The organism is Acinetobacter sp. TY1 (genome assembly GCF_048551395.1).
GTDB lineage: Bacteria > Pseudomonadota > Gammaproteobacteria > Pseudomonadales > Moraxellaceae > Acinetobacter.
Genome location: NZ_JBLYZK010000010.1, coordinates 1 through 13,460 on the forward strand (window position 1 = coordinate 1; position 13,460 = coordinate 13,460).

Sequence of the window (13,460 nt, forward strand, 5' to 3'; positions counted from 1 at the left end):
GTTATATGCGGGCCAATTGGTTGTGCGGTAGATTTTGTGTGTAGGCTTCTTCATTTGAAAATTATATCGCTGAAAAACCCTTTACAGATAGGTTTGTGCAACAAAGCCAATCGAATGATGTATGAGAGTTCTGTAATGAATGGTTATTTGTAGAGTACATGAAGTTTTTCTTGCACGATTCAATACAAGTACAACGGGTTGGGTAGAAATGAATACTTCGAAATTTGTATTTTGATTATTTTGGACAAATTTTCGCTTTGAAAAACTTAAACTTTGGGGACTCAACTTCGATTTAAACAAGATTGAGAAAACTAAATTTCATTAAAATCAATTGGTGGTTGAACTTGCATATACTTGATTGTGATACGCCTAACGACTACACATTAATGACCTTAGTAGCATTAAATTATGATATTAATCAAATCAATACTGGGTCGAGTATGTGTAGCACTTATTTTTGAATAGATAAAAAAAGAAGGTGAACATGTGAAAATGAACACCTTACAGGTCTTTGAAATGGATTTATTCAGCAGAATCAAGCGTACTATTTGGAGTAATTACATAAAAAATATGCAAAGCGTCAGAGGCTTGATCAGGCATTTTAAAAAGATGAATTATTCTTCATCATCATACTGCGCATAATACTCAGGTGATAAATTACTGAAACGTGTATATTGTCCTTCAAATGCTAAACGAACAGTGCCAATAGGGCCGTTACGCTGTTTACCAATAATAATTTCTGCAGTACCAGCTTCTTTCGATTCTTTGTTATAAACTTCATCACGGTAAATAAACATAATTAAATCGGCATCCTGCTCGATGGCACCCGATTCACGTAAGTCGGACATAACTGGGCGTTTATTTGGGCGGTTCTCTAACGATCGGTTAAGCTGTGATAATGCAATAACAGGACAGCTCATTTCTTTTGCTAAAGCTTTTAAACTTCGTGAAATTTCGCCAATTTCACCTACACGGTTGTCGCCCATTCCTGGAACTTTCATTAACTGAAGATAATCGACCATAATACAACCGAGTTTTCCGCCATGTTGTTTTGCAATACGGCGAGCACGAGCACGTAATTCAGTGGGTGGAAGTGCAGAAGAATCATCAATATATAAGTGTTTTTCTTGTAGTTGTAAAATTGTCCCCGTAACTTTAGACCATTCGTCCCCATCCATTTTACCTGAACGTAAATGCCCTTGATGTACGCGCCCCCAAGATGAAATTAAACGCATAGCAATGGAGTCTGCGGGCATTTCCATAGAGAAAACTAAAGCAGGCAAGTTGTTATTAAATAACACACTTTCTACAAGATTCATGGCAAGTGTGGTTTTACCCATCGATGGACGTGCTGCAACAATAATCATGTCACCCGCTTGCATGCCAGAGGTTTTGTTATCAAGTTCAACAAAGCCAGTGGTTAAACCTGTAATACTGCCTTCCATTTGTGAAAGTTCATCAAGTTTAGTGATTAAATCTGCGGTTACACTTGCAATAGGTTTTGGACCTTGTGCTTTCGCATTATTATTATGTTGTTCTGCGATCGAGAAAATATTGGTTTCTGCTAAGTCTAAAATTTCGCTGACTTCACGACCTTTAGTATCATAGGCATTTTGCAACATTTCATTGCCGACTTTAATCATGCTACGTAAGGTTGCAAACTCTTTGATTTTAACTGCGTAAGTTTCAAGGTTATAAAAACTTGAAGGTGAGTCTGACATGAGTTGCATCAGATATTCTTCACCACCGACAGTGTCAATTAAATTCTGTTTAATGAGCCAATCATTGACTAAAACAGCATCATAAGGTGAGCTTTCTTGTGCAAGTTTTTCAATGGCACGGAAAATGTATTTATGTCGTGTTGCATAAAAATCATTTTCATTCAGCACATCACTGACTTGTTCAAATGATTCGGCAACAGTCATTAATGCGGTCAGTACAGCCTGTTCAATCGCCAAGTTATGTGGTGGCGTACGAAATTCTTTTAATGGTGCTGTGTCAGGTGACTTAGCATCATTTTTAAAAGTATTTGTAGAAGCAGGGGCGGTTGCCTGAGACATATAAGACCTTGATTTTAAATAAAGCAAAATGGCTGATAGGGGACTGCTTTATGATAAAGCAAAACTCATCCTATTTCCCAATGAAAAAATTCAATAAGCTGAAAGAAGAGGTTTTGAGTAAATTTTATATTTTTCAATTAGACAAATAAAAAAGAGCATGCAAAAGCATGCTCTTTTTTTGCAAAAATTACTCAGCTACGATAGTAACGAGAACTTCAGCAGTAACATCATGATGCAATTGGATTGCGATGTTGAATTCACCAACGTTGCGTAAAGCACCAAGTGGTAAACGTACTTCTGCGCGGTCTACAACAAGACCAGCATTTGTCAACGCGTCAGCGATGTCACGAGTACCGATTGAACCAAATAGTTTACCTTCGTCACCAGCTTTAGCAGTGATAACGATGTTAACTTCGTTCAATTGATCAGCACGTGCTTGAGCAGCAGCTAAAATATCAGCTTCAGCTTTCTCAAGTTCTGCACGACGAGCTTCAAAAGCAGCAGTATTTGATTCAGTTGCAGCAACAGCCTTACCTTGTGGGATAAGGAAGTTACGGCCGTAACCAGCTTTAACTGAAACTTTATCGCCTAGTTTACCTAGGTTTTTAATGCGTTGTAATAAGATAATATCCACAGCTCAACCTCACTTATGATTGTCAGTGTAAGGGATCAAAGACAAATAGCGAGCTTGTTTAATAGCAAGCGCTAATTGACGTTGGTAACGAGCTTTAGTACCTGTAATACGGCTAGGAACAATTTTGCCGTTTTCAGTGATGTACTGTTTTAAAGTGTCAATATCTTTATAGTCGATATACGTTACTTTCTCTGCTGTAAAACGGCAGAACTTGCGACGACGGTAAAAACGTGCCATGTTATGTTCTCCTTAAGCTTCAGCAGAGTCTTGAGCGTGTTGTGCTTCTTCACGTTGAGCTTTACGCGCACGTTTTTCTTCAGCACTTTTCGCCAATAATGACTCTTCAGTAATTGCGTTTTCACGACGGATAATTACGTTACGAAGAATAGCATCGTTGTAACGGAATAATTCTTCCAATTCATTAAGCGTAGTTTGACCACATTCAATGTTCATTAGAATGTAGTGAGCTTTATGAATTTTGTTAATTGGGTAAGCCAATTGGCGACGGCCCCAATCTTCAAGACGGTGAATTTGACCTTCAGCTTCTTTGATGTGAGAAATGTAGCGTTCTACCATTCCCACAACTTGATCGCTTTGGTCTGGGTGTACCAGAATTACGATTTCGTAGTGACGCATTGTCAGCTCCTTACGGTTTATGCAGCCCCAATCTAATAAAGATTGAAGCAAGGAGTCACAATTAAATTAACTTGAAAAGTCAATCAAATTGAGCCGCAAAATATTGCGAGGTGGTATTATAGGCATAATGTTATTGGATTACAATCTAAATTAATTTTGTTTAAATATACTATTTTGTAGTTTCTAAAACTTTTTGAACCAAATCACAATTTAATTTAAGCGGGCTGATCTCATAATCAACAATTTTTTGGCGATCTTTATGGGAAATCTGATTATCTTTTAGTTGAAAATCACTATTATGGCTATACCAACGGAAATTAGGCAAGGATTGGTATGGGTCTTCAGAAAGAAAAGTGTACTTTTGATTGATTACAACATCACGTGCTAATGATTTATAAAAACCTAGTCGAATATTTCCTTTCCATTGAATTTGATTAGCTTGTTCTTGTTGATTAAGTGGGAGCGTATTGATTTCAACACGTGCTTGATAATTCATTACTTCATAGAATAAATAAAAGGGGGCACCAGAACTTGACGAAACATATTCTTTACCATTACACATAATCCAATTGTTTAAATAACTTGTTTCTAGAGCGGTATAAACTGTTTGTTCTTGATTGGTTAATTGTTCAAAAGTGACTTGTTGGTAGTTTACAGGTGGAAAATCCCATAAATCTTCATCTCGATTGATTGTTGATACTCGATAGATATTCGATCTCAAGGCATCTTTTAATTTAGTGTGTGAAAAATTTGAAGATAAAGCTTTAGTTTTAGAAGTAATAGAATAGTCTGTAGAAGATCGTAAAGATGGATTATTAGGATTTAACGCTTTTTGAGTGGGTTGAGGATTAGAAGTGCATCCTTGTAATAAAAGGGTTAAGCAGACTACTTTTTTTAGCATATAAAATTCCAGTAAAAGTCAAAAACTACATCTAAATAATATAAATTCCGTATTGTTCAGATAATGTTGGATTGTGGCTAAATTTTTTCAAACTTTGTTATAAAATATAAGAATAGCTTACGATTTTCAGCCTAGTTTGTTCATTTTTTGCCTGCGGCGTTAGCCATTTATGAAATGTTAATGAACCCTATATAAATAAAGAATTTAAAAACTTACTCCCTCAACAAAAACACCACATAACCTTTAAAATTTGGATCATTTTTAAAACTCAATGGTCTGTTCCAGTCACCATGCTGAACAAGTCCAATTTTATAAGGTAGGTTGAGTTTAGTCACTTTTTTTAAATAGTTTTGATAATTCGGAATTGTTTTTGAACCCTGATAGGTTTGAATTGCGAGCTCATCAATATTATTTCGAAGTAACCTAAGCGTTTCAGTATCTTGAATATTTGTCCAATCCAATAATCCTGTGATACTGAGCTGATACTGTTTAGGAAGTTGTAGTCTAATTTTTTGCAAAAATAATGCATATTCTTTGAGGTTTTTAGTTTTTGCATCAAAGTCGATTTGAATCCCGATAATTTTATTATCGTTATTTTCCCATTGATGAACACGCTTTAAAATTTTATCCAATTCATGATCTTGCCAATTGAGATGATGATTACGGAAAACAAGCCAAACTTTTTGATGTGGCACTCTTAGAACAGCAACGCCTTGAGGAATTAAAATCGATTTTTTCGTGTTCCGTTCTATTTTGACTTCACCTTGTAGCACATAAATTTCTTTAGCTTTGGCTAAATAAGGGGCAGAAGAAATATCACCCCAAATCCAAAAAGCATCATAATGATTGGCATCTATAATATTTGTTGATGTAGCATTCTCTGCTGCCGATTGACTTGGGTTACAAGCCATCAAACCGAAAGCAAACATAAAAATAAGTATTAAATAATGAAAGCGCATTGGAAAATTACCAATAATACTTCAATGACTTCGCCCAACTTGAGTTTGGGTAGTCTCGTTTCAGTTGATCAAACCATTGTTTTCGAGTGTTTTTAGGAACGTCTGCATCGCCACAATCATTCATACCATTGGGTGAGTAACACATGACAGAACGATATAGAGCATAGGCTTTTAAGTCGCCATTGGGTTCATTTTGAATGATATTTTTATAGGCCGTTCCACGAGCAAAAGGCGTACCCTTAAAATTGGTTTGATTGTTTTCAGTCTGCCACGAATAATAATAGTCACCATAACGTGAATGACGCATATATTCACCTAAACATACATTCAACAATGCATTTTTCGGTGATTGTACAAGTTGTTTAGACAGGGTGATTAAGTCGGGGCATTTAAGTTGCGGTGTAATATTTGAGCCTTGCCAAATAAAATCAGAAAATGGAGGCTGTTCTTTGAGTGCATCATTGGATTCATAAGATTTATATTGATTCGCATCTTTAGGTAAATACTGAATATTTTGATTAAACAGGGCAAAATTTTGCACATTTAAAGATTTAGATAATAAGGTATAAATCGCAGTATTCTTTTGATTTTGTGTACTTATGCTCGACTGAATAATTGTTTGTAACGACTTTTCATTGGCAAAGTCGTGGATAAAATTCTTTTGCAGAATTGCTTGGCTTATTTGTGGATTTTTACCAATAAATGCTTGAGTATTTTGGCTTTGATTGAAGTGATTCGCTAAAGCTGTTTCAAGTAGGGCTTTGGTATTACCATTATTCGCATGTTGGTAAAGTTGTAACCAATGCTGCTGGGCTTGCGCTTTATTTTGTTTTTCTAAAATTTGCCCAATTAAAAATTGTTGACTCAATTGCAAAGCGCTGTTGTTCTGTGTAGCAGCTTTCGGTAAATAAGATAAAGCGTCTTGGTTCTTTCCTTGAACATAAAATAAATGAGCAGCTTGTAGATATTGGAATAACTCAGGTTGTGTTTTAAAGAACGCTTTTTGGCTATTCAATTGTGTCCATGTAATCGGTTTATAGTTTTCATCACCTGTTTTACGCATTTGCATTAGGTTATAGGTAGTCAATAAAAAAGGTTCATTGAGTAATTTAGGATTAAAATTTTTTGAGCGAAAAACCCGTCGATCCAATTCTGCAGGTAGTTGATCCATTTCTAAATTATATAAAGGAGATTCAGGGTGATTGATTTGCCATACAATTTCATTGACTAATAAATCTTGTCGATCTGTTAACCATAAACCACGACGCATCAAACCACGGGCGCTTGCGACATATTGCCCTTTTGGATACAGCTTTAAATATTCGGTAATGTTGTTAAAAAAGTTTTTAACGGAAACATGATTAATTTTATCAGGGTTGATATCGCCATATTGATCTTGTGCAGAAGCAAAAGCGGTATTGAGTTCTGTTCGAATAAGCATATATTGCGCTGTTTCTTTGAGCCAAGGGTCTTCAACTTGGCTTAATGCTGTATAAATTTTAGAAGCTGCGGAAAAGTTAGTATTGTAAAACAAAATGCTACCATTTAAGTACGAGGCATATTGGCGTGTTGTTACTGACCAATTTGGGTTTACTGAAATAAGCCCAATAGATTTTTCACAATCGATGAGTTTTGAGCGGGCATCAATTAGTAATTGTTTTTCAGCTGTTGGAATATTTTTATTGGCTTTGACTTGATTAGTAAAACTTTGTTGTCCTTGTTGTAAGGAAATACAGCGCTCCTCAAAACTAACTTTATCTTGATCGGGTTTAAAGAGTTTACGTTTATTATTAACTTTATTCTCGATAATAGTGGGGAATAAGCTCACATCAAAAGGTACGCTACCATATTGGGCTGACCAAAGGTTTAAATCGGGCTTTAATGTTTTAATTCGTGCCAAGCCTAGATCGCTCAGCAAAAGTGTCATATTGGTTTTATTGTCATTACCAGGTATTAAAACGGGTAAATTACTACAGGCATTATAATCTGATCCATCTAGACTAAAATCAGGTGAACAGTATTCATCTGAACCTGCATAGCTTTGTTGTGTGATAAAAAGTGTTGTGGGAATGAAAGCAATAAAAATAGATTGATATAGTGTTGTTATGTTCATGAATCGTTATTTATAAGTAAGGAATACATTAAATCATAACAATTAATTCGAAGAATAAGGATGGCAAAAATAAAAAAATAATGTGATTTTAAGATGAATTTTTGAAAAGCAATTTTAAAATTGCAGATTAAAGCTAGGGAAGAAAAGATAGAGAGAACTCTATCCTTTCTAAAACAGGGGTAAATGTGGTGCAGGAGAATTTGTGCTAAAACTAAAACTGAAACTTAAAACCGTAATTAAAATTACTGAATATAAGAAATAGCGTTTTGCCCAAATTTGATCATTTTCAGCTTTAAAACCAATGATCGATAGATACACCCAATATGCACACATAGCATTGAAGATGATCACGAAGAAAATATTGGTATAGCCAAAACAATACAAACCATTTAAAACCAATGCAAACAAAATCACGTAAATCAGGCTTTCGACCTTAGTACGAACAATTGAGCGTGCAACAGGTAAAATAGGAATTCCAGCATTTTTATAGTCATCAAAACGATAAATTGCGATACCCCATGAATGTGGCATTTGCCAAAATGCATATGCTAAAAAAATCAGCAATGCAGCAACGTCAAATTCATTTGATACAGCGGTGTATCCAATAACAGGAGGGCTTGCGCCAGAAATACTACCAATCACCGTTTGGTGAATGCTGGTACGTTTGCTCCATAAACTATAAAAAATTACATAAACCACAAAACCAAGTACAGCAAAACCAAAGGCATATGCGTTAACAAAAAACCATAATAGAGCAAAACCCGATAGACCTAAAACTGCTGAGAAAATTAAAGCAACAGTTGGACTGATGGTTTTTTTAACCAATGCACGGTTCATTGTCCGTTGCATTTTATGGTCAATGTCTTGATCGATGACGTTATTGACAACACAACCTGAGGCAACAACAAGTGTTGTACCAAGTAGGGTGATGAATAGGAGAAGGAAATCTACTGAGCCCTGAGCGGCTAAAAAGAAGCCGCCCAGAGTGGTAACAAAGTTACCAAAGAGAATTCCTGGTTTAGTCAGGAATAAATACTTTTTAAACATGCCGATCAGTTTAGATCATCATGTTTGAATGTAAGTAGTTCATAATCCACACAGAACCAATAAGCAATACAGCAATGGTTAAAATTGTGTAGACAAAAGCAATCACATTCCAACGTTGTTCAGATGACGAGTTCATGTGCAAGAAGAAAACCAACTGTACAAGAACCTGAGCAACCGCTGTAATTGCAATGGTTGCAACTACAGCGCCACCTGTCATACCGCTCATCACCATCCCAAATGGGATGATGGTAAGGATAACAGACAAGATGAACCCGATAGAGTATTGCTTAATATTGCCGTGCGAAGCATCTGCAGTATTATGGTCATGACTCATTATAGTGCTCCCAGTAAGTAAACTACGCTGAATACACAGATCCAAACGATGTCAAGGAAGTGCCAGAACAAGCTTAAACAAGCAAGGCGACGAGTATTTGGAAGTGTCAAACCATTTTTCTTGATTTGATACATCAATACAAGCATCCACACTAGACCAGAAGTTACGTGAATACCGTGTGTTCCTACAAGTGTAAAGAACGAAGATAAAAACGCACTATGACTAGGGCCGTGACCAGCGTGAACTAAATGATTGAATTCATAAAGTTCCATGCCGATGAATGTTGCACCGAATACCCATGTAATTGCCAACCACATTAAAACTTGGCTAACATTTTTCTTGTATGAAGCAAGTACCGCGAAACCAAAGGTCACAGAAGAAATAAGGAGAGCAAAAGTTTCGACAAGTACGAAACCTAAGGTATCACCAAATAATTCTTTAGGACTAGGGGTGCCCGGCGGAATATGACTGCTTAATACAGCGAACGCGATGAAGAGTGTACCGAATAAAATCAAGTCACTCATCAAGTAGGTCCAAAAACCAAAGACGGTGATGTCTGTATCATCGTGATGATGATGCTCGTCGTGTCCGTGGTTATCGTGATGAAGTACTTCAGTCATGTCCTTAGTCCTTCTTCAAGTGTTTTTCAAGTAAAGCGTAACGTTCGTTTTCGATACGTTCAACTTCAGCAGCAGGGACGTAGTAATCCACTTTTTTCGTGAATGAACTTACGATGAAGCTGATGATCGCACCAAGGAAGCAAACAGCAGCTAACCACCAAATGTGCCAAATCAATGCAAAGCCCATAGCCGTAATGAACATTGCAATCACGAAACCTGCAGCACGGTCAGTCGGCATATGAATATCTTCATATGAATCAGGACGTGCATATGCTACACCATTTTCTTTGTCAGTCCAGAAAGTATCAATACCATTGATTTTTGGAAGATGAGCAAAGTTATAGAATGGAGCAGGTGACGAAGTCGCCCATTCAAGTACACGACCATCCCATGGATCGCCAGTGTGGTCCATGTTGTCGTGACGTTGTAAGAAACCAACGATGACTTGCATTAGGAAACATGCGATACCAATAGCAACTAGTACAGCACCAAACAATGCAATCGCGATATACGGATCCCATTCAGGGTTATCATATGTATTCAAGCGACGAGTCATACCCATGAAACCAAGGATATAAAGTGGCATGAATGCAAAATAGAAACCGAAGAACCAGAACCAGAATGATGCTTTGCCCCAAGTTTCATTTAACTTCCAACCAAACATTTTTGGCCAGTAGAAAGTGATACCCGCGAACATACCAAATACCACACCACCAATAATTACGTTATGGAAATGGGCAATAAGGAACAATGAGTTATGTACCAAGAAGTCCGCTGGAGGAACTGCCATCAATACACCTGTTAAACCACCGATACCAAAAGTCACAAGGAAGCCAAGTGTCCAGTACATTGGTGATGTAAAGGTAATACGACCCTTATACATGGTGAATAACCAAGAGAAGATTTTCACACCAGTTGGGATCGCGATGATCATAGTCATGATACCGAAGAACGCGTTAACGTTGGCACCAGAACCCATTGTAAAGAAGTGATGTAGCCATACTACGAACGCAAGTACTGTGATCGCAATAGTCGCATATACCATTGATTTGTAACCAAACAATGTTTTGCGAGAGAAAGTAGAAACGATTTCCGAATACAAACCAAAAGCTGGAAGAATCAGAATATATACTTCTGGGTGACCCCAAGTCCAAATCAAGTTCACATACAGCATTGGGCTACCGCCAAGCTCGTTTGTGAAGAAGTGGAAACCGAAGTAACGGTCAAGCGTTAACATTGCAATAGTTGCAGTTAATACTGGGAATGATGCGATGATCAATACAGCTGTACAAAGTGCAGTCCATGTAAAGATCGGCATATCCATAAGACCCATGCCAGGCGCACGCATTTTAATGATGGTAACAAAGAAGTTAACACCAGTAAGAAGTGTACCTAGACCTGAAACTTGGAGTGCCCAAATATAGTAGTCAACACCAACACCAGGAGAATACTGAATACCAGATAGAGGCGGGTAAGCCATCCAACCTGTTGCAGCGAATTCACCTAATACAAGTGAAACCATCATCAAACCTGCAGCACCAGCAAATAACCAGAAGCTTAAAGAGTTTAATAATGGGAATGCTACGTCACGTGCACCAATTTGAAGAGGTACAGTGATGTTCATCATACCTACAACAAGACCCATTGCTACGAAGAAGATCATAATTACGCCATGCGCAGTAAAGATCTGGTCGTAATGGTCTGGATGTAAGTAACCTTCACCACCACCTTTTGCAAGGAAGAGTTGAAGACGCATCATGATCGCATCTGCGAAACCACGCAACAGCATGACTACAGATACAACGATATACATAATACCAATTTTTTTATGGTCTACAGATTTAAACCATACATTCCAAAGGTAGCCCCATTTTTTGAAATAGGTAATACCACCGAGTAAAGCAATTGCACCTAAAGCCATGATTACCATGGTAACAAGTACAAGAGGCTCTTTAGGGATTGAATCCCAATTGAGTTTACCCAATAACAGAGTCATGCTCATATCTTATTCCCCTACAGAAGCAGATGCATGTTCAGCACTTGCATGTTCAGCACTTGCATGATTTGCACCATGGTAGTTGCTCATGTAAGTCTTAATAATGTCGTTGAACAAGTTAGGCTCAACTGAAGAATAATAAGTCACAGGATGAGGCTTAGTAGGGAATGGACCTTTACGTTCAGCTTCGTGTGCAGCTTTAATTTCTTCTGGTGTATGAGCATTGTTGACCATTGCTTCAATTTGGTGCTTAGAACGATCACCATCTTTCAGAGATGCGAATTCTGCTTTATCCAACATAGGTTTTTGGATTGCATCAGCATTTACTGAAGTACCATTGCCAGCTTTAACAGCATCAACCCAAGTATTGAATTCAGCGTCAGTTACCGCATGCGCACGGAAACGCATTTGTGTAAAGCCATAACCGCTATAGTTTGAAGAGAAACCACGGTAACCTTCAGCTGGGCTATGTTCATCAGCAATAATATGAAGCTGAGTTTGCATGCCTGCCATTGCATAAATCTGACCAGCTAACTGTGGAATGAAGAATGAGTTCATTGTGAAGTTAGATGTGATTTTGAAATTAACAGGTGTAGCAACTGGGAAGCGTACTTCGTTTACTGTCGCAATTTCTTGTTCAGGATAAACGAAAATCCATTTGAACTGTTCAGCAATAACCTGAATAGTTAATGGTGCTTTTTCTGATTCTAGCGGACGATATGGGTCATATTTGTGCGAACCATACCATGTGATATAAGCAAGAATACCAATAATAATACATGGAATGCCCCATACTACAATTTCAATTGCAGTTGAGTGCGCCCAAGTAGGTTTATAGTCTGCATCTTTATTTGACGCGCGATATTTCCAACCAAACCACAATGCCATAATGATCGAAGGAATTACGACCAATAACATTAAGTAAATTGCAGTCATCATTAGGTCACTTTGACCTGCTGCAACTGAACCTTTAGAGTTTAGAAGTACCATATCACCACCACACCCTGTTAAAAGTGCAGTCAGCGTTGATAAAGACAATACAGCTAAAATTGTTTGTCTCATTTTACAACCTCGGTGAAGAGTCCCATTCCCTATATAAATATGGGATAGCGATTAAAGTGTCGCATGATTAAAAATGCCCATTATTAACAAATAGTAATCATTCTCAATAATGTGACACCGCTACGTTGTAGGGCATTATGCCTCATATCGTCAAACTTAGCTATAGATAAGGGGGGAATATGTTGTGTGAAAAATACCTGATATGTTTAGTCGGAAATGTAGCTAAAACAAAAAGATAAACTATTATTTTTTCATTGCTTAGAGTTAAAAAATGGCGGAAATCCGCCATTTTATTATTTAGAAGTTATTTGGAAATTTCTATGACTCGGGTTTTTGCAATTCGATCGTGTAGCGCAATATTTCCTTTACTAAAGAACATCACTAAGTCAATGATAAAGATAATTGCGAGTAATGGCATAAATGCAACCATTTGTGAAAGCACAATAAATAAGAATGAGCGAACAAAAAAACCACGTAATGAGCCAGGTGGAAGAAGCGTTGTATTATCTACAATTTGAAGATTAAACAACTTCTTACCGATACTTTGCCCTGATTTTTTAATCATGGTGCTTTGAACTAGAAGTAAAATGAATACAAAAGCGAGCATCGCCATATGTGCTGAAACAGGAATGCTCTCATTGAGTATTTCCACAACTTTCATCTGATTTTCCATAGATGCACCAGATTCAGCAATTTTTTTGGCTTCATCAGGCATGTAATACATCATGACCATCAGTTGCGGTAAGAAAAATAATGCAAGGTCAGTCACTTTTGCAGAAATGCGCTTACCTACAGGTGCAGCTTGAACATTGTTTGGTGTAATTGGTGTTTTTTGAGTCGTTATGTTTTGATCAAGATTATTTTCAAAAGGTGTATTATTGAACGTTGGATTTACTATTTGTTGTCCTACAGGTTCATATTTCAATTGACCTTGCGTCAATTCACCTAAAGCTTTCCATTCAGTCATGCCTTGATGCCAAACCAAATCAGTCAATAAAACTTGTTGGCTGCTGAGCATCTGATTGAGTTGCTCTAGTGAATATGGACCGGCTTGTTGATTATTGCGTGCCAAGTAAATTTGCATAAAACTTAAATCTC

13 protein-coding genes are annotated in these 13,460 nt (G+C 37.2%); all 13 read right to left on the minus strand.

Translation table 11 applies throughout. The features are described 5' to 3' along the window. Nucleotides 1-614 precede the first annotated feature (614 nt). Entirely contained in the window at nucleotides 615-2,060 is a 1,446-nt protein-coding gene (gene dnaB / locus ACK2M2_RS08000) for a replicative DNA helicase (protein WP_409511435.1), read from the minus strand. Nucleotides 2,061-2,247: 187 nt separating this feature from the next. Then, nucleotides 2,248-2,694, minus strand: coding sequence for a 50S ribosomal protein L9 (rplI, locus tag ACK2M2_RS08005; RefSeq protein ID WP_409511434.1), 447 nt, complete (start codon nucleotides 2,692-2,694; stop codon nucleotides 2,248-2,250). 9 nt (nucleotides 2,695-2,703) lie between these two features. Then, nucleotides 2,704-2,931, minus strand: coding sequence for a 30S ribosomal protein S18 (rpsR, locus tag ACK2M2_RS08010; protein WP_086191057.1), 228 nt, complete (start codon nucleotides 2,929-2,931; stop codon nucleotides 2,704-2,706). 12 nt (nucleotides 2,932-2,943) lie between these two features. Further along, a complete protein-coding gene (rpsF, locus tag ACK2M2_RS08015; protein WP_409511433.1) occupies nucleotides 2,944-3,330 on the minus strand; it encodes a 30S ribosomal protein S6 in 387 nt (128 codons plus the stop codon). 169 nt (nucleotides 3,331-3,499) lie between these two features. Further along, nucleotides 3,500-4,231 (minus strand): hypothetical protein, encoded by a 732-nt coding sequence (locus tag ACK2M2_RS08020; protein WP_419347323.1) that lies wholly within the window; start codon nucleotides 4,229-4,231, stop codon nucleotides 3,500-3,502. Nucleotides 4,232-4,443: 212 nt separating this feature from the next. Beyond that, nucleotides 4,444-5,190 (minus strand): DUF3142 domain-containing protein, encoded by a 747-nt coding sequence (locus ACK2M2_RS08025; protein WP_419347325.1) that lies wholly within the window; start codon nucleotides 5,188-5,190, stop codon nucleotides 4,444-4,446. Nucleotides 5,191-5,197: 7 nt separating this feature from the next. After that, nucleotides 5,198-7,303, minus strand: coding sequence for a hypothetical protein (locus ACK2M2_RS08030; protein ID WP_419347328.1), 2,106 nt, complete (start codon nucleotides 7,301-7,303; stop codon nucleotides 5,198-5,200). A gap of 168 nt (nucleotides 7,304-7,471) precedes the next feature. Beyond that, nucleotides 7,472-8,350 (minus strand): heme o synthase, encoded by an 879-nt coding sequence (cyoE, locus tag ACK2M2_RS08035; protein ID WP_409511429.1) that lies wholly within the window; start codon nucleotides 8,348-8,350, stop codon nucleotides 7,472-7,474. Between the two features lie 10 nt (nucleotides 8,351-8,360). Then, nucleotides 8,361-8,687 (minus strand): cytochrome o ubiquinol oxidase subunit IV, encoded by a 327-nt coding sequence (gene cyoD / locus ACK2M2_RS08040; RefSeq protein ID WP_409511469.1) that lies wholly within the window; start codon nucleotides 8,685-8,687, stop codon nucleotides 8,361-8,363. Then, complete coding sequence (cyoC, locus tag ACK2M2_RS08045; protein ID WP_409511428.1) at nucleotides 8,684-9,304, minus strand: cytochrome o ubiquinol oxidase subunit III; 621 nt, start codon at nucleotides 9,302-9,304, stop codon at nucleotides 8,684-8,686. Before cyoC ends, cyoD begins: the two co-directional genes overlap by 4 nt. Nucleotides 9,305-9,308: 4 nt before the next feature. Next, nucleotides 9,309-11,300 (minus strand): cytochrome o ubiquinol oxidase subunit I, encoded by a 1,992-nt coding sequence (gene cyoB, locus ACK2M2_RS08050; RefSeq protein WP_409511468.1) that lies wholly within the window; start codon nucleotides 11,298-11,300, stop codon nucleotides 9,309-9,311. A gap of 9 nt (nucleotides 11,301-11,309) precedes the next feature. After that, nucleotides 11,310-12,362 carry a ubiquinol oxidase subunit II gene (cyoA, locus tag ACK2M2_RS08055; RefSeq protein WP_409511427.1) on the minus strand — a complete coding sequence of 351 codons (1,053 nt, stop codon included), beginning with the start codon at nucleotides 12,360-12,362 and terminating at the stop codon, nucleotides 11,310-11,312. Between the two features lie 304 nt (nucleotides 12,363-12,666). Continuing rightward, nucleotides 12,667-13,446 carry an RDD family protein gene (locus ACK2M2_RS08060; RefSeq protein WP_419347333.1) on the minus strand — a complete coding sequence of 260 codons (780 nt, stop codon included), beginning with the start codon at nucleotides 13,444-13,446 and terminating at the stop codon, nucleotides 12,667-12,669. Between the last annotated feature and the right edge of the window lie 14 nt (nucleotides 13,447-13,460).

Excerpts from the sequence above, each read along its gene's own strand:
- dnaB (WP_409511435.1), bottom strand. The coding sequence starts at position 2,060 with ATGTCTCAGGCAACCGCCCCTGCTTCTACAAATACTTTTAAAAATGAT.
- rpsR (WP_086191057.1), bottom strand. The coding sequence starts at position 2,931 with ATGGCACGTTTTTACCGTCGTCGCAAGTTCTGCCGTTTTACAGCAGAG.
- rpsF (WP_409511433.1), bottom strand. The coding sequence starts at position 3,330 with ATGCGTCACTACGAAATCGTAATTCTGGTACACCCAGACCAAAGCGAT.
- ACK2M2_RS08020 (WP_419347323.1), bottom strand. The coding sequence starts at position 4,231 with ATGCTAAAAAAAGTAGTCTGCTTAACCCTTTTATTACAAGGATGCACT.
- ACK2M2_RS08025 (WP_419347325.1), bottom strand. The coding sequence starts at position 5,190 with ATGCGCTTTCATTATTTAATACTTATTTTTATGTTTGCTTTCGGTTTG.
- ACK2M2_RS08030 (WP_419347328.1), bottom strand. The coding sequence starts at position 7,303 with ATGAACATAACAACACTATATCAATCTATTTTTATTGCTTTCATTCCC.
- cyoE (WP_409511429.1), bottom strand. The coding sequence starts at position 8,350 with ATGTTTAAAAAGTATTTATTCCTGACTAAACCAGGAATTCTCTTTGGT.
- cyoC (WP_409511428.1), bottom strand. The coding sequence starts at position 9,304 with ATGACTGAAGTACTTCATCACGATAACCACGGACACGACGAGCATCAT.
- cyoB (WP_409511468.1), bottom strand. The coding sequence starts at position 11,300 with ATGACTCTGTTATTGGGTAAACTCAATTGGGATTCAATCCCTAAAGAG.
- cyoA (WP_409511427.1), bottom strand. The coding sequence starts at position 12,362 with ATGAGACAAACAATTTTAGCTGTATTGTCTTTATCAACGCTGACTGCA.
- ACK2M2_RS08060 (WP_419347333.1), bottom strand. The coding sequence starts at position 13,446 with ATGCAAATTTACTTGGCACGCAATAATCAACAAGCCGGTCCATATTCA.